Source organism: Rhizobium freirei PRF 81, from assembly GCF_000359745.1.
Taxonomy (GTDB): Bacteria; Pseudomonadota; Alphaproteobacteria; order Rhizobiales; family Rhizobiaceae; genus Rhizobium; species Rhizobium freirei.
In genome coordinates this window covers 12,456-37,427 of sequence record NZ_AQHN01000089.1, presented here as the reverse complement: position 1 = coordinate 37,427, position 24,972 = coordinate 12,456, and the positions used below count along the sequence as shown (strand labels likewise).

Annotated in this window: 19 protein-coding genes; 10 read left to right on the top strand and 9 right to left on the bottom strand. The window is 61.7% G+C overall.

Translation table 11 applies throughout. From position 1 onward, the window contains the following. Window position 1 precedes the first annotated feature (1 nt). A complete protein-coding gene (locus tag RHSP_RS27965) occupies window positions 2-388 on the bottom strand; it encodes a type II toxin-antitoxin system VapC family toxin (protein ID WP_004126826.1) in 387 nt (128 codons plus the stop codon). Next, window positions 385-657: a type II toxin-antitoxin system Phd/YefM family antitoxin gene (locus tag RHSP_RS27960; protein WP_004126824.1), complete on the bottom strand. Its 273-nt coding sequence runs from the start codon at window positions 655-657 to the stop codon at window positions 385-387. The genes RHSP_RS27965 and RHSP_RS27960 overlap by 4 nt, the downstream gene beginning before the upstream one ends. Window positions 658-732: 75 nt before the next feature. On the opposite strand from RHSP_RS27960, the gene RHSP_RS27955 reads away from it, so the two are divergent. The 4 genes from RHSP_RS27955 to RHSP_RS27940 all read left to right on the top strand — a co-directional run bounded on the left by RHSP_RS27955 (window position 733) and on the right by RHSP_RS27940 (window position 4,094). Further along, complete coding sequence (locus RHSP_RS27955) at window positions 733-1,311, top strand: HutD/Ves family protein (protein ID WP_004126820.1); 579 nt, start codon at window positions 733-735, stop codon at window positions 1,309-1,311. Window positions 1,312-1,387: 76 nt separating this feature from the next. Beyond that, the gene (locus RHSP_RS27950; RefSeq protein ID WP_004126817.1) at window positions 1,388-2,050 is read left to right on the top strand and encodes a sulfite oxidase-like oxidoreductase; all 663 of its coding nucleotides are present in this window, start codon (window positions 1,388-1,390) and stop codon (window positions 2,048-2,050) included. Between the two features lie 192 nt (window positions 2,051-2,242). Next, window positions 2,243-3,694, top strand: coding sequence for an MFS transporter (locus tag RHSP_RS27945; protein ID WP_004126814.1), 1,452 nt, complete (start codon window positions 2,243-2,245; stop codon window positions 3,692-3,694). A gap of 91 nt (window positions 3,695-3,785) precedes the next feature. Then, entirely contained in the window at window positions 3,786-4,094 is a 309-nt protein-coding gene (locus tag RHSP_RS27940) for a hypothetical protein (protein WP_004126809.1), read from the top strand. Window positions 4,095-4,218: 124 nt separating this feature from the next. Here the strand turns inward: RHSP_RS27940 and RHSP_RS27935 are convergent, their stop codons facing one another. Both RHSP_RS27935 and RHSP_RS27930 read right to left on the bottom strand, forming a co-directional pair. Next, a complete protein-coding gene (locus RHSP_RS27935; protein ID WP_004126808.1) occupies window positions 4,219-4,614 on the bottom strand; it encodes a type II toxin-antitoxin system VapC family toxin in 396 nt (131 codons plus the stop codon). Then, complete coding sequence (locus RHSP_RS27930; protein WP_004126807.1) at window positions 4,614-4,841, bottom strand: type II toxin-antitoxin system VapB family antitoxin; 228 nt, start codon at window positions 4,839-4,841, stop codon at window positions 4,614-4,616. The genes RHSP_RS27935 and RHSP_RS27930 overlap by 1 nt, the downstream gene beginning before the upstream one ends. A gap of 188 nt (window positions 4,842-5,029) precedes the next feature. On the opposite strand from RHSP_RS27930, the gene RHSP_RS27925 reads away from it, so the two are divergent. Next, entirely contained in the window at window positions 5,030-6,220 is a 1,191-nt protein-coding gene (locus RHSP_RS27925) for an acetyl-CoA C-acyltransferase (RefSeq protein WP_004126806.1), read from the top strand. Window positions 6,221-6,452: 232 nt separating this feature from the next. Here the strand turns inward: RHSP_RS27925 and cueR are convergent, their stop codons facing one another. Then, window positions 6,453-6,839: a Cu(I)-responsive transcriptional regulator gene (gene cueR / locus RHSP_RS27920; RefSeq protein ID WP_004126805.1), complete on the bottom strand. Its 387-nt coding sequence runs from the start codon at window positions 6,837-6,839 to the stop codon at window positions 6,453-6,455. A gap of 98 nt (window positions 6,840-6,937) precedes the next feature. After that, window positions 6,938-9,442: a heavy metal translocating P-type ATPase gene (locus RHSP_RS27915; protein WP_037155004.1), complete on the bottom strand. Its 2,505-nt coding sequence runs from the start codon at window positions 9,440-9,442 to the stop codon at window positions 6,938-6,940. Window positions 9,443-9,617: 175 nt separating this feature from the next. On the opposite strand from RHSP_RS27915, the gene RHSP_RS27910 reads away from it, so the two are divergent. The 4 genes from RHSP_RS27910 (at window position 9,618) to RHSP_RS27895 (ending at window position 18,690) form a co-directional block, all read left to right on the top strand. After that, window positions 9,618-10,730, top strand: a complete 1,113-nt coding sequence (locus tag RHSP_RS27910; protein ID WP_037155002.1) for an RHE_PE00001 family protein — start codon at window positions 9,618-9,620, stop codon at window positions 10,728-10,730. A 216-nt stretch (window positions 10,731-10,946) separates the two neighbouring features. After that, window positions 10,947-12,470: an efflux RND transporter periplasmic adaptor subunit gene (locus RHSP_RS27905; RefSeq protein ID WP_004126799.1), complete on the top strand. Its 1,524-nt coding sequence runs from the start codon at window positions 10,947-10,949 to the stop codon at window positions 12,468-12,470. Continuing rightward, the gene (locus RHSP_RS27900) at window positions 12,467-15,586 is read left to right on the top strand and encodes a multidrug efflux RND transporter permease subunit (protein ID WP_004126796.1); all 3,120 of its coding nucleotides are present in this window, start codon (window positions 12,467-12,469) and stop codon (window positions 15,584-15,586) included. Before RHSP_RS27905 ends, RHSP_RS27900 begins: the two co-directional genes overlap by 4 nt. Then, window positions 15,583-18,690 (top strand): efflux RND transporter permease subunit, encoded by a 3,108-nt coding sequence (locus tag RHSP_RS27895; protein WP_004126793.1) that lies wholly within the window; start codon window positions 15,583-15,585, stop codon window positions 18,688-18,690. Before RHSP_RS27900 ends, RHSP_RS27895 begins: the two co-directional genes overlap by 4 nt. Window positions 18,691-19,033: 343 nt before the next feature. Here the strand turns inward: RHSP_RS27895 and RHSP_RS27890 are convergent, their stop codons facing one another. Together RHSP_RS27890 and RHSP_RS27885 are read right to left on the bottom strand one after the other, a co-directional pair. Next, window positions 19,034-22,186, bottom strand: a complete 3,153-nt coding sequence (locus tag RHSP_RS27890; RefSeq protein ID WP_004126791.1) for an efflux RND transporter permease subunit — start codon at window positions 22,184-22,186, stop codon at window positions 19,034-19,036. A 9-nt stretch (window positions 22,187-22,195) separates the two neighbouring features. Next, window positions 22,196-23,500, bottom strand: a complete 1,305-nt coding sequence (locus RHSP_RS27885; RefSeq protein WP_051074164.1) for an efflux RND transporter periplasmic adaptor subunit — start codon at window positions 23,498-23,500, stop codon at window positions 22,196-22,198. A gap of 96 nt (window positions 23,501-23,596) precedes the next feature. Between RHSP_RS27885 and RHSP_RS27880 the strand changes: the two genes are divergently transcribed. Beyond that, window positions 23,597-24,280 (top strand): TetR/AcrR family transcriptional regulator, encoded by a 684-nt coding sequence (locus RHSP_RS27880; RefSeq protein WP_037155436.1) that lies wholly within the window; start codon window positions 23,597-23,599, stop codon window positions 24,278-24,280. Window positions 24,281-24,503: 223 nt separating this feature from the next. On the opposite strand, the gene RHSP_RS27875 is transcribed toward RHSP_RS27880, so the two are convergent. Then, complete coding sequence (locus RHSP_RS27875) at window positions 24,504-24,962, bottom strand: helix-turn-helix domain-containing protein (protein ID WP_004126773.1); 459 nt, start codon at window positions 24,960-24,962, stop codon at window positions 24,504-24,506. Window positions 24,963-24,972: the final 10 nt, after the last annotated feature.

Sequence of the window (24,972 nt, the reverse complement as noted above, 5' to 3'; positions counted from 1 at the left end):
CCTAAACCAGCCGTACGAGGCCGCCGTAGCTTGCGGCGGTCTTGTCGGCTGTGATCAGGGAAATACCCTCGACAAAGGCTTGGGCGATAAGGATCCGGTCGAAAGGATCTTTGTGAATATCGGGCAGATCCGCGACCGCCGCCGCGTGGTCGCCGAGAACGGGTAGTTCTTCATATCCGTTCTCAAGCAGGTTTTCGCGAAGCCTGCGGGCATTGATGGCAAAGTCGGGACGCGCCAGTCCCGTCTTGATCGCCACCTCCCATATGCTGGCAGCCGAGAATACGATCGCATTGTCGAGGTCTTCAATCAGGTTACGAGCCTTCTCCGGCAATCGCTCGGAGGCGCTCGCTGCCCAAAGCAGAATATGGGTATCGAGGAGGAATTTCATCTGTCTTTTATGTCTTTGAAATCATTGACGTTGTCATGAAATAGCTTCTCGATCTCTTCAGCCATCATGGCGTCGAAATCTTCGGGAACCACGATCTCGCCCTTCATGAAGCCGATGCGGCGTTTCTTCGGGGCTTCCGTCTCTTCAAGGGGAACGACTTTCACCATCGGCTTGCCCGCCTTGGCGATGATAAAAGCTTCGCCCTTGGCGGCTTTTTCGATCAGCCGCGACAAATGCGTCTTCGCCTCATGTATGTTGATGGTTTCCATGTCGGTCTCCAAGCGGACTTAGTCCACTAAACTTAGTTTACTTCGAATTGAATTGCAATGATGGGACAGGAACGGATGACAACGCCGAAAATCACGCTTCTCCGCCACGATAGTCATCGCCGCATGCCCTGGAAAAACGGCGGCGGGGAAACGGTGGAGATCGCCGTTTCGCCCGACGGCGCCGGGCTCGCCGACTTCGACTGGCGCGTCAGCATGGCGACCGTTGCCACGGATGGACCATTCTCGATCTTTCCCGGCATAGATCGCACGCTATCCATTCTCGATGGCGAGGGCATGACCCTCTTCATCGAGGGGCGCGCGCCCGAACGCCTGACGCAGGCGAGCGAGCCGCTGCCTTTCGCGGCCGATGCCCCGACCTCGGCGACGCTGATCGATGGCACGATTACCGATCTTAACGTGATGACGCGGCGGGGGCGTTTTACGCATTCGGTGCGGCGCGTTTCCGTCGATGGACAGGGCGAAGTCGCTTTCGGAGGGGGGACCACCCTCGTTCTTTGCCATCACGGCAGTGCCGAAATCGATGGTATGGCGCTTGATGCGGGCGATTGCCTGCTCGTCTCGAACACCGACGCCGCACGACGCCCGATCTCGGGCAAGGCGCAGCTGTTCCAAATCACGATCGCGGCAATATAGTCGGCTATCAACTGCCCTTGCCTTGACACGGGCATGCACCGACTATCCTATCTTTTATAGCAAAGAGGATAGCCGTATGAGCGACGACCAGATCCCCGCCGATAGCAAGCTCACCGCCTCCAAGCGCCGCTGGGCGGCGGAGGGCAGATTTCTGACGGGGCGCATCAGCCGGCCCGAGACCGAGCGGCTGCCGCCGGGGCAGCATCTCGTCAAGAACTGGCCGGTGCTTGATCTCGGCGAGCAGCCGCAGATTTCTCTCTCTAGCTGGCGGCTCGATGTGTTCGGTTTCGTGGAAAAGCGGCTCAGCCTCGATTGGGCGGCTTTCCAGGCGATCGAGCAAAGCACCCGCGTCAGCGACATTCATTGCGTGACGACCTGGTCGCGCTACGACAATCGCTGGGAAGGGGTTTCGACGCGCGATCTCCTTGATCTCGCCATGCCGACGGCCGAGGCACAGCATGTGCTGCTGACGAGCTATGACGGCTACACCACCAACCTGCCGCTTGTGGATTTTGCGGCCGAAGACGCCGTTCTCGCGACCGCCTGGGAGGGCCAGCCGCTGACGCGCGAGCATGGCGGACCGATGCGCCTCGTCGTGCCGCATCTCTATTTCTGGAAGAGCGCCAAGTGGCTGAGCCGCATCGAACTCATCGGCGCCGACCGGGCCGGTTTCTGGGAAAAGAACGGCTACCACATGTATGGCGACCCATGGCGCGAGCAACGCTATTCGGACGATTGACGTCCACAGGATGCAGCGAGTGGAGGCATGCTTGCCGGAAATCGCGTTCTTATGTCACCGTGTCAATTTTTGACGCTGCCGGCGTGGGTTTGCGGCTTTGCAAGCCGGTGCGATGGGCGTATTCAATGATCCTATGATTGCTGCCGGTGATGTCCGGCTCCCCTTGAACGCCATTCTCCGAAATTTCATGTCATGACCGTTGCCCGGACCACAGAAGAGCCTGCCGAAGCAAGTTTCGGCCGGCAGTCCCGCATCATCGCCTTCGTGGTCGCCGTCTCCTTCTTCATGCAGATTCTGGACGGCACCATCGTCACGACGTCGCTGCCGCAGATGGCGAAAACCTTCGGCGTAGAGCCGGTCTCGATGAGCATCGGCATCACGGTCTATCTGCTGACCATGGCGGCTTTCGTGCCGCTTGCCGGCTGGGCTGGCGATCGTTACGGCGCGCGGCGGGTGTTTCTGGCGTCGATCACCATCTTCACCGTGGCTTCGCTGTTTTGCGGCCTCTCGGCGAATTTGACCGAGTTCATCGTTGCCCGCGCGGTTCAGGGCGTCGGCAGCGCGCTGATGACGCCTGTGGGGCGCATCATCGTGCTGAAGAATGCGCGCAAGTCCGATCTGGTGCACGCAGTGTCGATGATCACCTGGCCGGCGCTGACGGCTCCGGTCATCGGCCCGGTGCTCGGCAGCTTCATCACCACCTATCTCAGCTGGCACTGGAATTTCCTGATCAATATCCCGATCGGCGTTATCGGCCTTGGCCTCGTCCTGCGCTTCGTGCCGGATCAGCGGGAGGAGAAGGTCGCGCGGCTTGATTTCCTCGGCTTCCTGCAATCGGCGGCGGGGCTGACTTTCCTGCTTGCCGGCCTGGAATTTGTTGTCCAGGGGACGACGGGACTGGCGCCTAGCTTCGGGCTGATTGCGGTGGGCGTGGTTTTCTCGGTCATTGCCACTCGGCACTTCATGAAGGTCGAGGCGCCCTTGCTCGATCTCTCTGCCTTCAAGGTGCAGACCTTTGCGATGTCGACGCTTTCGGCCGGCACGGCGAGCCGCGTCGCGATCAACGCTACGCCCTTCCTGATCCCGCTGCTCTTTCAGGTGGGGTTTGGCCGCACGGCAATCGACGCCGGCACCTATCTGCTTTTTTACTTCGCCGGCAATCTCGGCATGAAGGCGATCACGACGCAGATGCTGAAGATTTTCGGCTTTCGCAACGTGCTCGTCGTCAATGGCCTGATCTCGTCGGCCAGCATTGCCGGATGCGGGTTTCTGTCTCCATCGACGCCGGATTCGCTGATATATTGCCTGCTATTCATTGCCGGCCTTTCGCGCTCGATGAACTTCACGGCGCTGAATACGCTCGGCTTTGCCGATATCCATGCCGCGCAGCGCAGTTCCGCTTCGACCTTGTCGAGCATGCTGCAGCAGGTTTCGCTGTTGCTCGGCGTTGCCGTCGCTGCCGCCGTGCTCAATCTCTCGCGCACGATTCATGGTGGGGAAACGCTTTCGCCTGTCGATTTCCGCTGGGCTTTCCTTGTCGTCGGCCTTATCGGTGCCATCTCCGCATTGCGCTTCGTCAGCTTGCCGCACGACGCCGGTGCCGAGGTGTCGCGACACAAGGTGAAGGCGTCATCAAAACCTTAAAACTCTTAACGATATTGACAGGCAAGCCGCTGTAAATTCACTTGTCAGTTCCCATATGTGTGGGGCCTCAACTCCTATAGGAGCCAGTCTTATGCTGCTCAAAACTCTCGCTATCTCCGCTCTCGTCATCGGCATGTCCAGCGCTGCCGCCATGGCCGAGCAGGCGCACAAGCATCATCCCAAGCGCGTCAATGTCGAGGCTTTCCAGGCCGATATCGGCAAAGTCGACCATTCGAAGGACGCGATCCTTCCGGACGGCACGATCAATACCGACCCGTCGGTGACCGGCCCGATCCGCGCCGGCGATTCGATGACCCGTCTGCAATGCGCTGCTGCTCCCAACTCGGTCGGCGTTCGCTCGAACACGTATGCGGCAGGTCCGTCGTCGCTTTGCCCGTAATATCTTGAGAGCATCGAGTAGCCTGGAACGGCTCAGCTTTTCATGAAAGCGCTGAAGCGTTCTAGTTCTTTGTTTTTACGCAATTCCGGACGGAAAACCGCTTCGCACTTTTCCTGGTATTGCTTTAAGCCAGCTCGATATCAGTCTGGTTGAACCGGTCGCTTTTCGACAATAGCGGCTGGCGATAATAGCGAGCACAGGCATAGGTCATGCAATCGTCAAGGCTGAGGCGGGCCGGGTGGCCGCCTTGGCCGTAACGCTCATAGGCCTCCGCGGTCACGAAGGCGGCGCGCGGTGGCACGGCAAGCAGCTGGATGTTCATGAGCTGCAGGAAAGTGCGCACCGCTTCTCCCGCCTCCGTCGGCGAGAGATCAAGTATCGCCGCAATCTCGATTGCCGCATGCATCGCTGCCAGCGGCGATGTCATTCGCGCCGTTGCCGGCTGCATACGAGTGGCAAAGCTGCGCGCATCCTCCTCATCCGTCATCATCGCCGACAGCACCGAAGCGTCGATAAACATCAGGCGTTCCCTTCCGCGGTATCGCTTCCGGCTTTCGCGGTGGCTTTCTGCTTGAGATTGCGGCAGAAGGCGACGGCGACATCGGCAAGCGCGGGCTTGGTCAGCTCTTCATCCAGTGCCTTCTGCAAGGCGAGCCTCACGGCTTCGGTCTTGGTCGGAGCTTTCGTCAGTGCCTGGTAGCGCCGCGCCAGTCGGTCGATAGCGTCGTCTTTGATGTAAAGTGGCATCGAATATCCTCATTTTTGGATTTGGATATCCATAAGAGGTGTCCGGTGCGGAGGCAATTGCGTCTTTGCCTATAGTGGATGCGATAAATTCAATCCGGCCGAGCTTTCGTCATATTTAAATGACGATCATCATCTAAAATGATAGTGCTCACAAAATAGATGCTGTCTGCAGACTCTGAGGAGATATCATGTCCGCTATAGATCCAATCGTTATCGTCTCGGCCACCCGTACGCCGCTTGGCCGTTTCCAGGGAGAGCTATCGTCCTTGCAGGCGCCCGAGCTCGGCGCGCATGTGATCCGCGCGGCACTGGAGCGGGCGGGACTATCGGCCGACAGGGTGGATGAGGTGCTGTTCGGCTGCGTTTTGCCGGCGGGACAGGGCCAGGCTCCGGCGAGACAGGCGGCGCGCGCTGCAGGCCTGCCGAATGCCGTCGGTGCCACGACGATCAACAAGGTCTGCGGTTCTGGCATGAAGGCGACCATGCTGGCGTATGACCTGCTTCTCGCCGGTTCGGTTACCATCGCGATCGCCGGCGGCATGGAGTCGATGTCGAATGCGCCCTATCTGCTCGCCAAGGCCCGCGGCGGCTACCGCATGGGCCACGACCGCATCTTCGACCATATGATGCTCGACGGGCTGGAGGATGCCTATGAGAAGGGCCGCTCCATGGGCGATTTCGGCGAGATGGCCGTGGAGGCCTATCGGTTCAGCCGCGACGATCAGGATGCCTATGCTGTGGAGACTTTGTCTCGCGCCCGCGCCGCCGCCGAGAACGGCGCGTTCGAAGCCGAAATCACGCCGGTTGAGGTCGCGGCCAAGGGGGGCTCAATCCTGATCGCCAAGGACGAGCATCCGCAAAAAGTCTCACCGGAGAAAATCCCGACACTGAAACCCGCCTTCCGCAAGGATGGCACCATCACGGCCGCCAGCGCTTCGGCCAACGCCGATGGTGCGGCGGCACTTATCCTCACGCGCCGCTCGCTTGCCGAGCGCGAGGGATTGCCCATCCTCGCCGAGATCAAGGCTCATGCCACGCATTCCCAGGAGCCGGTCTGGTATACGACCGCGCCGATCCCGGCGATCCGCAAGCTGCTGGAAAAGACGGGCTGGAAGGTCGGTGATGTCGATCTTTTTGAGATCAACGAGGCTTTTGCCGTCGTCGCCATGGCCGCAGCCAAGGAACTTGGCATTGCCCGCGATCGTCTGAACGTCAATGGTGGCGCCTGCGCGCTTGGCCATCCGATCGGCGCCACCGGCGCGCGGCTGATCGTGACGCTGCTGCATGCGCTTGAGCGTCAGGGGGCGCGGCGCGGCGTTGCCGCACTCTGCATCGGTGGTGGTGAGGCAACGGCGATTGCCGTGGAGCGGGTTGGATAGGAGCCTTTCGGGGGCGGTTGGTTCACTGGCCTCCTGCAGGAATGCCCCTCATCCCAACCTTCTCCCCGCAGGCGGGGAGAAGGGACGACCGTGCCAGACAACGCGCTTGTCGTGAAGGTCGCAGGATACGCGATGAAAACCCCCTCTCCTGCTTGCGGGGAGAGGGCTGGGGTGAGGGGCATGGCACCCCCCGGCAGCAATGATGCGATCATCTAAGCCGCGCCGCCAATTCTCACCCCTCCGACAATTCCTCAAGGATCGGGCAATCAGGCCGCTCGTTGCCGTGACAGGCATGCACCAGATGTTCCAGCGTGTGACGTAGTTCCGTGAGTTCGCGGATCTTGCGATCGATCTCCGTGAGCTTCGCGCTGGCGATATCCTTGACGTCGGCGCTGGCGCGGCTCTTGTCTTCGTAGAGCGCCAGTAGCTGCCGGCATTCCTCGACCGAGAAACCAAGGCTGCGCGATCGATGCAGGAAGCGCAGCTTATGCACATCGTCGGCACCGTAATCGCGATAGCCGTTGTTGCTGCGATCGGGCCGGATCAGCCCGATATCCTCATAGTAGCGGATGGTCTTGGCCGGCAGGCCCGAGCGGCCGGATGCTTCGCCGATATTCATCTCTGTTCTCCTGAGAACGGCTCGACCCTTTCGAACCGCTCCATCGGGTTGTCCGAACGCAAATCCGGGAAAAGCGTACAGCGGTTTCCCGGATTGCTCTATTTTGCCAGCCGCAGCCTGAGTGCATTGGCGATGACCGAAACCGAGGACAGGCTCATCGCGGCTGCCGCAATCATCGGCGACAGAAGCAGGCTGAAGACCGGATAGAGCACGCCGGCTGCCAGCGGCACGCCAAGCGCGTTGTAGCCGAAGGCGAAGGCGAGATTCTGCTTGATGTTGCGGATGGTGGCTTCCGACAGGCGGCGTGCCCGGACGATGCCGTTGAGATCGCCCTTCACCAGGGTGATGCCGGCGCTTTCCATGGCGACGTCGGCGCCTGTGCCCATGGCGATGCCGACATCGGCGGTGGCGAGCGCGGGAGCGTCGTTGACGCCGTCGCCGGCCATGGCAACGATGCGGCCCTTGGCTTGCAGCTCGTCGATCAAAGCCTTCTTGCTCTCCGGCAGCATGTCGGCGCACACCTCGTCGATGCCGAGCTGTTTGGCGACGGCGGCGGCCGTCTTGCCGTTGTCGCCGGTTGCCATGACGATCTTCAGGCCGCTGTCGTGCAATGCCTTGATCGCGGCTGCCGTCGTCGGCTTGATCCGATCTGCGACGGCGACGAGGCCCGCGAGCTTGTTGTCGATGGCAACGAACATCACGGTCTTGCCCTCGCCGCGCAGGCGTTCGGTTTCGGTATTCAGGGCTTCTGTGGAAACGCCAAGCTCGGCCATCATCGCGGCATTGCCGAGCGCGATCGGCGTATCGCCGGCGCTGCCTTTCACGCCCTTGCCTGTTACCGCCGAGAAGCCGGAAATCTCGACGAAGCCGGCTCCGCGTTCCTCGGCGCCGGCAACGATGGCCTCGGCGAGCGGATGTTCCGAGCCGCGTTCGAGGCTCGCGGCGAGCGACAACAAACGCGCTTGCTCGATACCATTGACGGCGGCGATGTCAGTCAGGTTGGGCTTGCCTTCGGTCAGCGTGCCGGTCTTGTCGACGATCAGCGTATCCACTTTTGCAAAGCGCTCCAGCGCCTCGGCATCGCGTACCAGCACGCCTTCCTGCGCACCACGGCCAGTAGCGATCATGATGGACATGGGTGTCGCCAGTCCAAGCGCACAGGGGCAGGCGATAATCAGCACCGCGACGGCGGCGAGCAGCGCATGTGCAAGCCGCGGCTCCGGCCCGACGAAGGCCCAGACGGCAAAGGCGACGATTGCGGCCGCGACGACGGCGGGCACGAAAATGGCGGAGACACGATCGACCATCGTCTGGATCGGGGCGCGCGAGCGCTGTGCCTTGGCGACAAGTTCGACGATGCGCGACAGCGTCGTTTCGGCGCCGACCTTCTCGGCCTGCATGACGAGTGCTCCGTTCTTGTTGATGGTGCCGCCGGTCAGGGAATCACCCTTGCCCTTCTCGACCGGCAGGGGTTCGCCCGTGATCATCGATTCATCGATGGTCGACTGCCCTTCGATGACGGAGCCGTCCACGGGAACGCGCTCGCCGGGGCGCACGCGCAGCCGGTCGCCGGCCTGGATCTCGTCCACGGGGACATCAACTTCGCTGCCGTCGGCACCGATGCGGCGAGCCGTCTTCGGCGCCAGATCGAGCAGGGCGCGAATGGCCGAGCCCGTGCGTTCCCGGGCTTTCAGCTCCAGCACCTGTCCGACGAAAACAAGCGCGACGATGACGGAAGCCGCCTCGAAATAGACAGGTACGCTCTCGCCATGTCCACGGAAGCCCATCGGGAACAGGTCCGGCGCCAGCGTGGCAATGACGCTGTAGAGATAGGCGGTGCCAACGCCGAGACCGATCAGCGTCCACATATTGGGGCTGCGATTGACGAGCGAATTCCAGGCGCGGCGGAAGAAGGGCAGGGCCGCCCAAAGCACGACCGGCGTCGCAAGCACGAGTTCAAGCCATGTGGCGATGGGTTCGCCGAACCAGTCGCGCACGGGCAGGCCGACCATCGGGCCCATGCTGATGACAAGCAGGGGCAGCGACAAGGCGGCGCTGACCCAGAGCCGGTGCGTGAAGTCGACGAGCTCCGGATTGTGGCCTTCATCGGCGGCGGGCACGCCCATGGGTTCCAGCGCCATACCGCATTTCGGGCAATCGCCCGGATGGTCGCTGACGACCTCGGGATGCATCGGGCATGTGTAGAGCGTACCTTTCGGCACCGGCTTTGGTGCCGGCCTGTTGCCGTTCAGGTAAGCAGTCGGGTCCGCTTCGAACTTGGCCTTGCAGCCGGCAGAGCAGAAGTAGAATTTCTCGCCTTCATGCTTCGCGAAATGGCGCGCAGTGGCGCGATCGACCGTCATGCCGCAGGTGGGGTCCTTGGCGGTTATGTAGGTCTCCGGCGCGGCCTCGAACTTGGCGCGGCAGCCGTTGCTGCAGAAGTGGAAAGTGCGGCCCTGATAGTCCAACGACGGTTTGCCGGCGGGATCAACCGTCATGCCGCAAACCGGGTCGCGCGTCACCGTCTCCTGCGGCTGGTCGTCGCCATGGTGGTGGTGACCATGACCATGGTGGCTGTGATCGTGTTCGTCGTGCAATGCCATATCAGACTCCATTGCCCCGAAAGGGGGTATTGGATGTCGGTATGAACCTTCCTGTCACTGGAAGGTCAAGATCAAAAAATAGGAATTGTCGTCCACAGTTCGCAGAGGGCTCTTTCTATCGCGCCGCTTGGCGCGATGATAGGTTCCGTAAGGCCGATTCAATGATGCGATTCCAATGCGATACGATCTGACCACGCTTCCGCTGACAACATTTCTGCCTGCAATCGTCAAGGCTGAGGACATGCTGGCGCGGCTCGATGAACGCGTTCTGAGGCATGTCGTGGCGGAAGGCTTTCGCGAGCGTGGGCATTTCTTCGATGCCGCGGGGGCGCTTTGGGTCGGCGGCGAGCTGGTGCATGTCGAAGACCTGGTGCTGCACGATGCACGGATGGACGCCCGCGCGCCGACGCACGAGCTGACCATTGCCCATGCGGTGCTGCGGGTCCGGCGGCGCCTTTGGAATGCCGACCCTTCCTGGGGATTGGAAGCGGCCGGCCTTGCAGCCCTGAGCGGTGATGTGGGCGACGTCGAAGATGCCATCACGCGGCGTCCGGCGTCCGTCGAGATGGCCGAGCCCGACGCGCAAGAGGAAGACGAGGATGAGGATGATTTTGGCGTCGATTTTGCCGAGATCGATGCCATCCTCGCCCGATCCGAAAAGATCCTGAGCGGCGGCGTTCCCGATGCCGGCAGGCCTGAGGCGATCGACGATCCGCTCGCGCTGGTGCGGGACGAGGATTGGGATGAGGATGAGCGCCTCGAAAGCTGGCGCGCCGTCATCCGCGAGGCCGATCTGCTGCCACCGGTTCTCGGCGCGGCGGTGCTTTTCGACGCCTGGGAGCGGATCGAGCCGCTGCGGCGGCAGCATTGGCTCGGTGGCCTGCTGGTCAGCGCCTATCTGCGCAGCCGCGGCAAGGTCACCTCGCATCTCTTCTGTCTGAACATCGGCCTGAAGGCCGTCCGGCATGATCGCCGGCGCGCATCGGACCGCAATACGCGCCTTGCGGCATTTCTGGAGGCGATGGTACTTTCGGCCGAGTCCGGCCTCAAAGAGCTCGACCGTCTTTCGCTCGCCAAGCTGCAGATGGAGCTGCGTCTCAAGGACCGGCGATCGAACAGCAGCCTGCCGGAGGTGATCGATATCGTGCTGTCGCGGCCGATCGTTTCGACGAAGATGATCGCCCGCCATGTCGGCGTTACCCCGAGAGGGGCGCTCAATCTGGTCAGCGAGCTTGGCCTGCGCGAGATGACGGGCCGCGGACGCTATCGCGGCTGGGGTGTACTTTGATCCGCAAGGACAATGGCAACTTGCGCCAGCGCCAGGCCTTTGCGGCTACAACCCTGATTTTATCCAATGTGACAATTTATTTCGCTAAGTCGTCGCAAAAATGGACAAAATTTAATGGCTATACCAAATTCCTAAGCGACACGATGCAAGCTAGAGTCGCGCCATAGGATAGCCGCGGGTCAGAGATCACCGAAGGCTTAGAAGGAAGGTGTGTTGATGGCTCGTGCGTTTCGGGTCGTAATGTCGTTGGCGGTGATTGGCGCGGTAGGCTACGGTGCCTATGCCACTCGCGATCTCTGGCTTGCCAACGCCGAACGGCTGCTTGGCTATCAGAATGCCTCGGCGCCGGCCCAGCAAGCCCAAGGTGAGCGCGGCAACGGCCAGCGTCAGGGTGGCGGCGGCGGTGGACGGCGGCGCGGTGCGGCGCAATTCAGCGGTCCGGTTCCCGTGCTTGCCGCCGATGTGACGACGGCCGATGTCCCCGTCTATATCAATGGCGTTGGTTCGGTGAAGGCCCTGAATACGGTGACGGTGCGCGCGCAGGTCAGCGGAAGAATCGTCGAGATCGATTTCGGCGAGGGCCAGGATATCAAGAAGGGCGACGTCATCGCCCGTATCGACGATTCCGTCTACAAGGCGCAGCTCGATCAGGCGCTTGCCAAGAAGGCGCAGGACGAAGCGTTGCTCGCAGGGGCTCAGCGCGACCTGAACCGCTATCAGCTGATGGTGAAGACCGCTTCGGGCACGCAGCAGCAGGTCGATACGCAGACCTCGCTGGTGGCGCAATATACGGCACAGCTAAAGGCCGACGCGGCCGCAATAGAAAGCGCGCAGGCGACGCTCGACTATACGACGATCAGGGCGCCGATCGACGGGCGCACCGGTATCCGCAACGTGGATGTCGGCAACCTCATCGGCTCGTCGGATGCGACGGGGATCGTGACGCTGTCGCAGATCAGGCCGATTTCCGTGCTGTTTTCCATTCCGCAGCAGCAGCTTGCCCGCGTCAACGCGGCAAGTGCGGCCGGCACGCTCGCCGTCCAGGCCATGGGCAACGATGGCCAGACGGTGATCGACAACGGCATGCTGGCGGTGGTCGACAACCAGATCGATCCCACGACGGGCACCGTCAGGCTGAAGGCGAATTTCCCGAACGAGAAGCTGGCGCTGTGGCCAGGTGCCTTCATCAACGCCCGGCTGCTCGTGGAAACGCTGAAGGGCGTCACCGTCATTCCGAGCGGAGCGGTGCAGCGCGGGCCGAACGGCACCTTTGTCTATATCATCAAGAGCGGCCAGACCGTAGCGATGAAGCCGGTGAAGGTCCGCCAGCAGGACGACGCGCTGGCGGTCATCGCCGATGGCCTGGCTCCGGGCGACAAGGTGGTAACGACCGGTTTTGCGCGGCTTCAGGACGGCTCGACGGTGCAGATTTCGGCCAGTTCGGACCAAACAGCACCGAATGTGCCAGTAGCGAACGATCAGGGGCAGCCGGTTGCGCAGAACGATCAGCAGGGCAGCCAGGGCAATGCCGGCGCCAATGGCGGCGAGAAGCCGCATCATCGCCACAACGGTCAGGGAGGCAAGGGCGGTCAGGGAGGCAAGGGTGGTAATGGCGGTAATGCCGGCCAGAATGGTCAAAGCGGGGATGATCAGCATGCCGCCGGCGCCGGTCAGGATACCAATGCCAGCGCCAGCACCACGCCGAGCAACCCGTCCGCAGCGCCGACGCAGCAGCAATGAACGTCTCGTCGCTCTTCATCGGCCGGCCCGTCGCCACCTCGCTTCTCGGGGTCGCGGTTCTCTTGGGCGGTATTCTCGGCTTTCTCTTCCTGCCGGTCGCGCCGCTGCCGCAGGTGGATTTCCCGACGATCCAGGTGACGACGCAGCTTCCGGGCGCCGATCCCGATACGATGGCGGCCCTGGTGACCGCTCCTCTGGAGCGGCCGCTGGGCCAGATCCCGTCACTGACCTCGATGACATCGTCGAGCGCCTTCGGCATCAGCCAGATCACGCTGCAGTTCGATCTCGGCCGCGATATCGATGGCGCCGCGCAGGATGTGCAGGCAGCGATCAACGCCGCCGGCTCGACGCTGCCGCGCACGCTTCCCTATCCGCCGACCTATTCGAAAGTGAACCCGGCCGATACGCCAATCGTGACGCTGGCCTTGCGCTCCGACAGCTATTCTATCCGCGAGCTCAGCGACTTCGCCGATACGATGATGGCGCAGCGCCTCAGCGAAGTGTCCGGCGTCGGCAATGTCAGCATCCAGGGCGGCGTCAAGCCTGCCATTCGCGTTCAGGTGGATCTGCCGCGCCTTGCTTCCTATGGGCTTGCTCTTGAGGATATCCGCACGGCGATCACCAGCGCCAGCGTGGCCGGAGCCAAGGGCGCTCTCGACGGCACCCAGCAGAGTTTCACGCTTGCGGCGAACGACCAGATCGTCGATCCGAACGTCTATAAGTCCGTCATCATCGCCTATCGCAACAATGCCCCGGTGCAGTTGAAAGACGTGGCAACCGTCGTCGAAGGGCTGGAGAACAATCGCGTCGGCGCCTGGTATCAGGGAAAGCCCGCCGTCATCATCGATATCATGCGCCAGCCGGGCGCCAACGTCATTCAGACGGTCGAAAACGTTCTGCAGCAACTTCCGAAGCTGAAACAGGCCATGCCGGCCGGCGTTTCGCTCGATATCGTCAACGATCGCACGGAAACCATCCGGGCCTCGATTCATGACGTGCAATGGACGCTGGTCATCAGTATTGGCCTCGTCATCCTCGTGGTTCTGCTCTTCCTGCGGACGATGACGGCGACTTTCATTGCCGGCGTCGCTCTGCCGCTGTCGCTGATCGCGACCTTTGGCGTCATGTGGTTTGCCGGCTTCAGCCTCGACAATCTCTCGCTGATGGCGCTGACCATCGGCACCGGCTTCGTCGTCGACGATGCCATCGTGATGATCGAGAACATCGCCCGCCATATCGAAGAGGGCGAAAACCCGATGCAGGCGGCGCTGAAAGGTGCCGGCGAGATCGGGTTCACCATCATTTCGCTGACGGTCTCGCTGGTCGCGGTGTTCATTCCGTTGCTGTTCATGACCGGGATCGTCGGCCGCATGTTCCGCGAATTCGCGCTGACGCTCACCATCGCCGTGGTGGTGTCGGCCGTCGTTTCGCTCACCCTGACGCCGATGATGTGCGCGCGCATTCTGCGCAAGCCGAAGGAGCGCGAAGGCGGCTTTCTGGCCGGTGCCGACCGCTTCACGGAGTGGCTGATCGAAGGCTATCGGCGCAGTCTCGTCTGGGCGGTGGATCGCAGCAGCCTCATGCTGCTGGTAACGGTGGTAACGCTGGCGGCAACGATCGCCCTTTATGTGGCCATTCCCAAAGGCTTCCTGCCGGCACAGGATACGGGCTTGATTACCGCCGTCATCGAAGCTGAGCCGACGACATCCTTCGAGACCATGAAGCAGATCCAGGCGTCGGTGGCCGACCGGCTGCGCAAGGATCCGGATGTCACCGGCGTGGTCTCCGTCATCGGCGCCAGCGCCAACAATCTGACGCTCAATACGGGCAATCTCAGCCTCGTGCTGAAACCGCGCAACCAGCGCAATGTCTCTGCTGATCAGATCATCGACCGGATGCGCGATGAAGTCGCCGGCATGCCGGGCATCCATGTGACTTTCCAGAGCGTGCGCGACATCTCGATCAGCACCAGAGCCAGCCGTGCGCCCTATCAATATACCTTGACGGGCACGGATACGAACACGGTGGTCGACTGGTCGCAGAAGCTCGCCCAGCGGCTTCAGGAAAGCCCGAAGCTCATGGATGTCGCCTCCGAGGTGGAAATGGGAGGCGGCCGCATCCTGGTGAACGTCGATCGCGAAACCGCCTCGCGGCTCGGCGTGTCGATGCAGGCCGTCAGCGATACGTTGAACGATGCCTTTGGGCAGCGCCAGATCGCGACGATCTACGGTCAGGCCAACCAGTATCGCGTCATTCTGGAGGCCGCGCCGCAATACCAGTCGGATCCGAAGTCGCTTGACAAGCTCTACGTGGCGGGTGCTAGCGATACGCAGGTGCCGCTCAATGCCTTCACGACGGTAACCTTCACGACGGCGCCGCTGGTCATCAGCCATGACGAACAGTTTCCGGCCGTGACCATCAGTTTCGATATTGCCAAGGGCGCTTCGCTCAGCGAAGCCGTGGCCGAGATCAAGGCCGCGGAGCAGGATATCGGCATGCCCGACAACATCCAGCGCAAATATTCGGGCGATGCGGAAGAGTTCGCCTCCTCGCTTGCCGGCGAGCCCTGGCTGATCCTCGCGGCCGTGGTGACGATCTACATCGTGCTCGGCCTGCTTTACGAAAGTGCCGTGCATCCGGTGACGATCCTCTCGACGCTGCCTTCGGCCGGTGTCGGTGCGCTGCTGGCGCTGATGCTGTTCGGGCAGGATCTGTCGATCATCGCCCTGATCGGTATCGTGCTCCTGATGGGCATCGTGAAGAAGAACGCGATCATGATGATCGACTTCGCGCTCGAGGCCGAGCGCAAGGAAGGTCTTGAGCCGCGCGAAGCCATTCTCAAGGCCTCGATCCTGCGTTTCCGGCCGATCATGATGACGACGCTGGCAGCGCTTTTCGGCGCCCTGCCGCTAGCGTTAGCACAGGGCACGGGTGCGGAGCTGCGCATTCCGCTCGGCATCACCATCATCGGCGGCCTCGTGCTTTCGCAGCTTCTGACGCTCTATACGACGCCCGTCATCTATCTGGCCTTCGAGCGCCTGCGGGCCAGGGTCGTCGGCCGCACCAGCGGTATGCGGAGCGATGAAATGAACGAATTGGCGGGCGGCGGGACATGAACATCTCCGAGCCGTTCATCAAACGCCCTGTCGGGACGACGCTTCTGGCGATCGGATTGATGATCCTCGGCATCGTCGCTTATCGCTTCCTGCCAGTGGCAAGCCTGCCGACCGTGGACTTGCCGACGATCGTCGTCTCGGCGAGCCGTCCCGGCGCCGATCCCGCCAGCATGGCGGCGAGTGTCGCCGCACCGCTGGAGCGGCATCTCGGCACCATAGCTGGCGTCACGCAATTGACCTCGGTCAGCTCGCTCGGCTCAAGCACCATCATGGTGCAATTCGATCTCTCCCGCAGCGTCGACGGCGCGGCACAGGATGTGCAGGCGGCGCTGAATGCATCCGCGACCGATTTGCCCGGCGATCTCCCGACACTGCCATCCTTCCGCAAGATCAATCCGGCCGCGGCTCCCGTGCTGATCCTGGCGCTGACATCGGACAATGTAGGGCCGAGCGCCATATATGATGCGGCCGATACGGTGGTCGTGCAGCGTATCTCGCAGGTGGAAGGCGTCGGTGGCGTGACGGTGAGCGGCGCCGATCAGCCCGCGATACGCGTCAGGCTCAATCCCGATCGGCTCTCCGCCATGGGCATGTCGCTCGACAGCGTTCGCACCGCGATCGTCAATGCCAATGTGCTCGGCCCGGCTGGTTCCATGGACGGCGCCGGAGGCGCTTTCTCCATTGCGGTCAACGGACAGCTGCGGACGCCGGAAGCCTACGGCAGGATCGTCGTGCGCAGCGGCGGTGGCACCGCCGTCCGGCTCTCCGACATCGCCACAGTCGAGCCGGGCGTGCGCAACAGCCGCTCCGATGCCTGGTATGGCGGCAAGCCGGCCGTGCTGCTCAACATCACCAAGGAGGCGGATGCGAACGTCATCGCCACGGTCGATGGCGTCAAGAAGCTGATCCCGGAACTGCAGCGCCTGATCCCGGCCGGCGTCAAGATCGATATTCTTTCCGATCGCACCACGACGATTCATGCCAGCGTCAACGATATGCAATGGACGCTGCTGGCGACTATCTGCCTGGTCATGGCGGTGGTCTTCGTCTTCCTGCGGCGCGCGACGCCGACCTTTGCAGCCGGCGTCACCGTGCCGCTTTCACTCGCCGGAACCCTGGCCGCGATGTGGCTCTTCGGATTGTCGATCGACAATCTTTCCCTCATGGCGCTCGCCGTTTCGGTGGGCTTCGTCGTAGACGATGCCATCGTCATGATCGAGAATATCTATGCCAATCTGGAAACCGGCATGAAGCCGATGCGGGCGGCGCTCGAAGGCGCAAAGCAGATCGGCTTCACGGTCGTTTCGATCAGCCTGTCGCTGCTCGCCGCCTTCATTCCTCTGTTCTTCATGGGGGGCATCGTCGGCCGTTTCTTCCAGACTTTCTCGCTGACGCTCGGTTTCACCATCATCGTTTCGACGCTGGTGTCGCTGACGCTGACGCCGATGATCTGCGGCCATCGCCTCCGGCCGCATGACATTCATGCCCAGCCCGGGCGGTTCGGCCGCGTGGTCGAAGGCACGATGGGTGCGATCATCGGCTTTTACGGTTGGACATTGAAAGCAGTGCTGCATCATCGCTTGCTGTCCGTGCTTGTGATCATCGCCTGCGTCGTCATGTCGGCCTATCTCTACGTCAAGGTGCCGAAGGGTTTCATTCCGCAGGATGATACCGGCTTCATCCAGGGTGGGACGCAGGCCGCGACCGATATTTCCTATCCGGCCATGGTCAAATTGCAGCAGCAGGCGGCCGATATCGTTGCCCAGGATCCGGCGGTGTCGGGCACCGGCTCCTCGGTCGGCGGCGGCGGTTTTTCCAGCTCGGTCAATCGAGGGCAGCTCTTCATCTCGCTGAAGCCGGAATCGGAGCGGGCGCCGACTGCCGAGATCATCGACCGGCTGCGCAAGCAGCTGATGGCCGTTCCCGGGCTCAGCACGTTCCTGTTCTCGCCGGGGGATATCCGCGCCGGCGCACGCCAGTCGCAGTCGCAATATCAGTTCACCGTCTGGGGCGCGAATTATGACGAGCTGGTCGAATGGGCGCCGAAGGTATTGGAGCGATTGCAGGCTGTCCCGGGCTTGACCGACGTCGCCACCGACAGGCAGCCAAACGGCTTGCAGGCAACCGTCAATATCAACCGCAGCCTGGCCTCGCAGCTCGGCGTCAGCATTCAATCCATCGACGCCGCGCTGAATAACGCCTTCGCGCAGCGGCAGATCTCGACGATCTACACGCAGCGCAACCAGTATCGCGTCGTGCTGGAGGCGGATCCGAACTATGCGCTCGACCCGCATGACATCTCCAAGCTCTACGTGCCCGCCACCGGTGGGACACAGGTGCCGCTGAGTGCCGTCGCCTCCATCGATCGGACGCTCGCGCCGCTGGTGGTCAATCACCAGGGACAATATCCGGCAGTCACCATTTCCTACAATCTGGCGCTCAATACGCCCTTGGAGGTCGCGAACCAAGCCATCGAGAAGGCGGTGCTTGAGATGCATTTGCCCGATACGCTGCATGCGGATTTTGCCGGCGATGCGGCGAGTGTCCGGTTGTCGTCCGGCAGCCAGCCGCTCCTGCTTCTGGCGGCATTGCTGACGGTCTACATCGTTCTCGGCATTCTTTATGAGAGCCTGGCGCATCCGCTGACGATCATCTCGACGCTGCCATCAGCCGGTCTCGGCGCGCTCCTGGCGCTTGCCATCAGCGGCACGGAGCTGACCATCATCGCCTTCATCGGCATCATTCTCCTGATCGGCATCGTCAAGAAGAACGGCATCATGATGGTGGATTTCGCGCTGCAGGGCGAACGCGTTCTCGGGCTGTCTTCGGAAGAAGCGATCTATCAGGCCTGTCTCAAGCGGTTCCGTCCGATCCTGATGACGACGCTGGCGGCGCTGATGGGCGCCATTCCGCTGATCGTGGCAACCGGCCCCGGCTCCGAGCTGCGCCGCCCGCTGGGCATCACCATCGTCGGCGGTCTCGTCGTCTCGCAGGTGCTGACGCTCTATACCACGCCGATCATCTATCTGATGCTCGCCAAGCTGCATGCAAAGTGGTCGCCGAAGCCGCAGCCTGCAACGCCTGCTGCTTCTTCATCGACTTGAACGGGCTGTCGGCATCGATTGCAAGAACATCTTGCTTGCCCGAATGTGCGAGGCATGGATTTGGAATGTGCGAGGCATGGATTTGGCGGCTGGGCGACAGGCCTCTATATCAGCCGGCCTGCCTCTTGCTTTAGCCTGAGAGAGTATCACCGCCACGCTGCCTCACCGATCTGAGCAGCGGCACGAGGTCCGCACGGTGGCACTATTCGCCAGCCGCATTTTCAAGTCGGGCACGGCATCGATGACAAAGAGGCTCATGCGATGTCGCACGAGCCTCTTTGCTTGAACTTTACGGAGGTCGATGCGCCCGCTCTCCGATCTGCGGTGGCGGGCGTCTTGTTCGTTAGTGCGCGGCATCCGTCGTCGGTGCGTCGCTGGGCGGTGTCGTTGCCGTCGATTTGACCCTGCCCTTGAAGACGCGGCGGACCGAGACGAAGAGCAGCGGGATGAAGAACACGCCGAGCACGGTGGCCGAAATCATGCCGCCCATGACGCCGATACCGATCGAATTCTGGCTGCCCGATCCCGCGCCATTGGCAATCGCCAGCGGCAGAACGCCGAGGATGAAGGCCAGCGATGTCATGAGAATCGGTCGCAAGCGCTGTCGGGCCGCTTCCAGCGTCGCATCGACCAGGTTCTTGCCCTGGTTCTGCTGCTCGATGGCGAATTCGACGATCAGGATGGCGTTCTTCGCCGCCAGGCCGATGGTCGTCAACAGACCGACCTTGAAGTAGACGTCGTTCGATTGGCCGAACAGGGTGGCTGCCAGCAGCGCGCCGAAGATACCGATCGGAACCGACAGCATGACGGCGAGCGGGATCGACCAGCTTTCGTAGAGGGCGGCGAGCGCCAGGAAGACGACCAGAATGGAGATGGCATAGAGCTGGCTAGCCTGGTTGCCCGAGAGCTTTTCCTGAGCCGACAGGCTGGTCCATTCATGGCTGAAGCCCGGCGGCAGGCTGGCCATGATCTTGTCGATTTCGTTCATGGCATCGCCCGACGAAACGCCCGGTGCGGCAGCACCCTGGATTTCGACGGCCGACGAGCCGTTATAGCGTTCCAGACGCGGCGAACCGTAGGTCCAGTTGCCGCTCGAGAAGGCCGAGAACGGAACCATGTCGCCACTGGAGTTGCGCACATACCAGCGGCCGAAATCTTCCGGCTGCATGCGGAAGTTCTTGTCGGCCTGTACGTAGACCGGCTTGACGCGGCCGCGATCGATGAAGTCGTTGACGTAGGTGCCACCCCACGCGGTCGACAGCGTCGAGTCGATATTCGACAGGGTGATATTCAGCGCGCTCGCCTTCTCCTGGTCGATGTTGACCGAATATTGCGGCGTATCTTCCTGGCCGTTCGGGCGCGTGCCGAAGAGTTTCTGATTCTTGGCGGCTGCGCCAAGCAGCTGGTTGCGGGCCTGGATGAGCGCGGCATGACCGGCGCCATTGATGTCCTTGATGAAGAAATCGAAGCCGCTCGAGCTGCCGAAACCAGGGATTGCCGGCGGCGCAAGTGCGAAGACGCTGCCGTCCTTGATCTTGGAGAAAGCCCCCATGGCGCGACCGGCGATGGCCTGCGCCTTCGACTGCGGCGCCTTGCGTTGATCGAAATCCTTCAACCTGACGAAGACGATACCGACGTTCTGGCCCTGACCGCTGAAGCCGAAGCCCGCCACGGCGAATGCACCCTCGACATAGTCCTTCTCATTCTTAAGGTAGTAGTCCCTCACCTGATCGAGCACGGCCCAGGTCCGCGATTCCGTGGCACCCGGCGGCAGCTGGATCGCCGTCAGCAGAATGCCCTGGTCTTCATCCGGCAGGAACGAGCTGGGCAGGCGGTTGAACAGAAGCGCGACGGCGCCGCCGATCAGCACGAACACAAGCAGGAAGACGATGCTAAGGCGGATCATGCCGTGAACGGTACGCTGATAGCCTCGCGTCCCCCGCTCGAAATTGCGGTTGAACCAGCCGAAGACACCCTTGTCCTTCGCGCCGTGCTTGGGCTTCTTCAGAAGCGTGGCGCAAAGCGCAGGCGTCAGGATCAAGGCGACGATCACGGACAGCACCATCGCCGAGACGATCGTTACCGAGAACTGGCGGTAGATGATGCCGACCGAACCGGAGAAGAAGGCCATCGGGATAAACACGGCCGACAGGACCGTGGCGATACCGATCAGCGCGCCGGTGATTTCCTGCATCGACTTGATCGTCGCCTCGCGGGGCGACAATCCCTCTTCCTCCATGACGCGCTCGACGTTTTCGACCACGACGATGGCGTCGTCCACAAGCAGGCCGATGGCAAGCACCATGCCGAACATAGTCAATGTATTGATCGAGTATCCGAAGAGCGAAAGCACGCCGAAGGTGCCGAGCAGCACGACCGGGACGGCAAGCGTCGGGATCAGCGTGGCGCGGATGTTCTGCAGGAAGACGAACATGACGATGAAGACGAGTACGATCGCTTCGAACAGCGTCTTGACCACGTCCTCGATCGACAGCTTCACGAAGGGCGTCGTATCGTAGGGATAGACGACCTCGACATTCGGCGGCAGGGTCTGGTTTAGATTGCCGATGACCGATCTCACCGCTTCGGCCGTGCTGATGGCGTTGGCGCCGGAGGCGAGCATCACGGCGAGACCGGCCGAAGGATGGCCGTTATAGGTGCTCGACGTCGTATAGGACGACGCGCCGAGCTCGACGGTTGCGACATCGTTGATGCGCACCAGCGAGCCATCGGGCTGGCTCTTCAGGATGATGTTTTCGAACTGCTCCGGCGTCTGCAGACGGCTCTTGGCCGTAACGGTGGCGTTGAGCTGCTGCCCCTTGCGCTGCGGCAGCGCGCCGAGCTGGCCGGCCGAGACCTGCGAGTTCTGCGCCTGGATCGCGGCGGTGACGTCGCTGACCATCAGCTGGTATTTGGCCAGCTTGTCGGGATTGACCCAGATGCGCATGGCGTAACCGGCGCCGAAGATCTGGGTGTTGCCGACGCCATCAACGCGCTTCAGCGTATCGTTGAGCGTGCTGGAAACATAGTCGGCGAGGTCGTTGGAATTCAGCTTGTTGTCGGTAGAGACGAAGCCGACGACCATGAGGAAGTTCGAGGTCGACTTGGAAACGACGATGCCTGTGGACTGCACGGTCTGCGGCAGCTGCGCGGTGACGAGCTGCAGCTTGTTCTGCACCTGCATCTGCGCGACGTCGGGGTCGGCCTTGTTGGTGAATGTCACCGAGATCGAGGCCTGACCGGTCGAAGTCGAGGTCGAGGTCATGTAATCGAGGTTGTCGATGCCGGTCATGCCCTGCTCGATGACCTTGGTCACCGAGTTTTCGACAGTTGCGGCGTCAGCGCCGGGATAATTGGCGCTGATGCTGACCGTGGTCGGCGCGATCTGCGGATATTGCGAGATCGACAGTGTCAGGATGGACAGCGCACCTGCCAGCATGATGACGATGGCGATGACCCAGGCAAAGATCGGCCGGTCGATGAAAAAACGAGACATCGTCTAACCTCACTTCTGGGCGCCGGAGGCGGCCTTTGTATCGGTCTTTTCCAATTCGGCCTGTTCCGTGGATTTTGTCTCCGCGGCGGCTGCTTGCTTCACCTCGCCGGTCGCGTCGTCGATAGTGACGGGCGACACTGTGACTTCCTGGCCGTCGCGAACGCGCTGACTGCCTTCGACGATCACGCGGTCGCTATCCTTCACGCCTTCATTGACAAGCCAGCTGTTGCCAATGCTGCGCTGCACTTTCAAAACGCGCTGCTGGACCTTGTTTTCGGCGGTCACGAACATGGCGGTCGGCTCGCCCTTGGTGTTGCGGAAAACCGCACGCTGGGGCACGAGGAAACTGCTTTCGGCGATGCCTTCCTGAATGGTGGCGCGCACATACATGCCGGGCAGCAGCACGCGATCGGGATTGGGGAAGACGGCGCGCACTGTAATGGTGCCGACGGTTTCCGCGACGGAGGATTCGGCAAATTGCAGCGTGCCGGTTTCCTTATACTGGCTGCCGTCTTCGAGCGTCAGATGCACGGAGACATTGTCACCGCTGGTCTTCAGCCGGCCATCCGCGACGGCGCGGCGGAACTCGAGCAGATTGGTGCTCGACTGCGTGACGTCGACGTTGATCGGATCAAGCTTGCGGATCGTGGTCAGTGCCGTCGTCTGATCGGCGGTGACGAGGGCGCCGACGGTCACGGTCGATGCATCGACGCGGCCGCCGATCGGCGCGCGCATCTTGGTGTAGTCGAGATTGATGCGCGCCGTTTCCAGGGTTGCCTTTGCGGAAGCCACGTCGGCATTCGCCTGAGCCAAAGTGGAAATGGCATCGTCAAGATTTTGCTTGCTGACCGCGTCCTGCGCGGTGAGGCTCTTGTAGCGATCCACTTTCGACTGGGCGCTCGGCACGGCGCCTTGCGCCTTCTGCAAGGCAGCGGCGGCGCTGTCATAGGATGCCTGGTAGGAGGCGGGATCGATTTCGTAGAGAACGTCGCCCTCCTTCACCTCGCTGCCTTCCTTGAAATTGCGGTTGCGAATGATGCCGCCGACCTGCGGCCGCACTTCCGCGACGAGATAGGCGCTGGTGCGGCCGGGCAGCTCGGCCGTGATCGCGACCGACTGCGGATGTAGTGCCATGGCGCTGACTTCGGTCTTGACGGCTGGCGCATTGTTCTGTGCGGCCTTCTGTTCATTGCAGCCGGCCAGTAGCATCGCGGCGGCAGCAGCCGCGACGATCAGCGCGCTTCGGGTGAACGGAAGGCGGGTGGATACCGCGGGATATACGAGTGCAGAGGTGGAAGAGGCAAGCTTTCGCACGTTGCTATTTCCTGTTGCCTTATTTACAGTACGAGATCGTACGGAAAATATTTGTATTGGTTGAAATGTCAATCGCATTCGCTTGTCGAGGTTAAGGTGGAGGCACTGATAAGGGAGCGGGCCGGCAAAGAGGATCAGGCTGCGACACGCCGCCCGCGTGGTCGCCCCAAAACCGCGAGCGACGATGCACGGCGAGCCGAGATCGTCAGTGCGGCGCGCATCACTTTCTACGAACTTGGTTACGGCGGCACGACGATGGATCTGGTGGCGGCTCGCTGCAAGATTTCGAAGCAGACCCTTTATCGACTGTTTCCGGGCAAGACCGATCTCTTCACGGCGATTATCGCCGAGCATCGCGCCTCGATGCTGGCCCTGCCGCGCGACGCCAATGAAAACCTGCCGCTCGACGAGGCGCTCGAGCAGATCTTCATGATCGACATGGACGAGACCAAAGAGCGCGAGCGCGAGGCTTTCATTCACCTCGCCATGAGCGAATCCCGGCAGTATCCGGAGGTTGCTACGCTGATGCACACCTATGGTGCCAAACAATCACAGCAGATGCTTGCCGATTGGCTCGACCAGCAAAGGCAGCGCGGGTTGATGGAGATCGCCGATACTGCAAGTGCCGCACGCATGCTGATGACGATGATTTTCGGTGCCATGATCTCCAAGCCCGGCCACCCGAACGACTGGCCCGACCGGGAAACGCGGCTGCGGCATTTGCGTCAATGCATCAAAATTTTCGTGGCAGGCGTGCGGCCACACTCGAACGGGCGGTAAAGCTGATCGCGCAAAAGTGCACAGCGGTTTTGCGATAACGACATGCGCAAAGCCAAAGGCCTAAAGCGCAAGATGTGAGCGCGCCTGACTGGGCTGACGCCCTCCGGCATGCATATCAGACAAACTATTCACCAGAAGGGCGATCAGCGATCATCATCGGACATCGGGGAACTCACCGATCTTGGTTCGTGCCTCGACCTCACTCAATGCAGTGATCCGAGCGTCAGCTGTGAAGGCCGACCGGTGCATCGCCTGCGCGCGATACATGGCCTGCGAGCGGCTCGGAGGCATTCGCCAGGGACTTGACCAAGGTCAGCACGGACTGGCGTATGCTCGGATCGTTGATCTTCATGAAGGCCTTGTTGAGGCTCAGGCCCTCCTTGGAGGTCAGAAACTCCGACAGATCTTCGAGGCCGTTGATCATGCCCAAACCGTCCGTATTCAGCGGCTGCGAGCTGTCTTGCTGAAAGAAGAACGCGACCGGAATGGCCAGAACACCGGCGATGGCCTGCAGCCGGCTGGCTCCAATGCGGTTGGTGCCCTTCTCGTATTTCTGCACCTGTTGAAAGGTGACGCCGATTTGTTCGGCAAGCCGCTCCTGGCTCATGCCAAGCATAAGCCGCCGCGTGCGTACGCGGGAGCCGACATAGGCATCGATCGGATTCGGTAGTTTTGCACTCACTGCGCAATCT

Coding starts and splice junctions, on each gene's coding strand:
- RHSP_RS27940 (WP_004126809.1), top strand. CDS start 3,786: ATGCTGCTCAAAACTCTCGCTATCTCCGCTCTCGTCATCGGCATGTCC.
- RHSP_RS27900 (WP_004126796.1), top strand. CDS start 12,467: ATGAACGTCTCGTCGCTCTTCATCGGCCGGCCCGTCGCCACCTCGCTT.
- RHSP_RS27905 (WP_004126799.1), top strand. CDS start 10,947: ATGGCTCGTGCGTTTCGGGTCGTAATGTCGTTGGCGGTGATTGGCGCG.
- RHSP_RS27915 (WP_037155004.1), bottom strand. CDS start 9,442: ATGGCATTGCACGACGAACACGATCACAGCCACCATGGTCATGGTCAC.
- RHSP_RS27950 (WP_004126817.1), top strand. CDS start 1,388: ATGAGCGACGACCAGATCCCCGCCGATAGCAAGCTCACCGCCTCCAAG.
- cueR (WP_004126805.1), bottom strand. CDS start 6,839: ATGAATATCGGCGAAGCATCCGGCCGCTCGGGCCTGCCGGCCAAGACC.
- RHSP_RS27965 (WP_004126826.1), bottom strand. CDS start 388: ATGAAATTCCTCCTCGATACCCATATTCTGCTTTGGGCAGCGAGCGCC.
- RHSP_RS27895 (WP_004126793.1), top strand. CDS start 15,583: ATGAACATCTCCGAGCCGTTCATCAAACGCCCTGTCGGGACGACGCTT.
- RHSP_RS27960 (WP_004126824.1), bottom strand. CDS start 657: ATGGAAACCATCAACATACATGAGGCGAAGACGCATTTGTCGCGGCTG.
- RHSP_RS27930 (WP_004126807.1), bottom strand. CDS start 4,841: ATGCCACTTTACATCAAAGACGACGCTATCGACCGACTGGCGCGGCGC.
- RHSP_RS27910 (WP_037155002.1), top strand. CDS start 9,618: ATGCGATACGATCTGACCACGCTTCCGCTGACAACATTTCTGCCTGCA.
- RHSP_RS27955 (WP_004126820.1), top strand. CDS start 733: ATGACAACGCCGAAAATCACGCTTCTCCGCCACGATAGTCATCGCCGC.
- RHSP_RS27935 (WP_004126808.1), bottom strand. CDS start 4,614: ATGTTTATCGACGCTTCGGTGCTGTCGGCGATGATGACGGATGAGGAG.
- RHSP_RS27925 (WP_004126806.1), top strand. CDS start 5,030: ATGTCCGCTATAGATCCAATCGTTATCGTCTCGGCCACCCGTACGCCG.
- RHSP_RS27890 (WP_004126791.1), bottom strand. CDS start 22,186: ATGTCTCGTTTTTTCATCGACCGGCCGATCTTTGCCTGGGTCATCGCC.
- RHSP_RS27945 (WP_004126814.1), top strand. CDS start 2,243: ATGACCGTTGCCCGGACCACAGAAGAGCCTGCCGAAGCAAGTTTCGGC.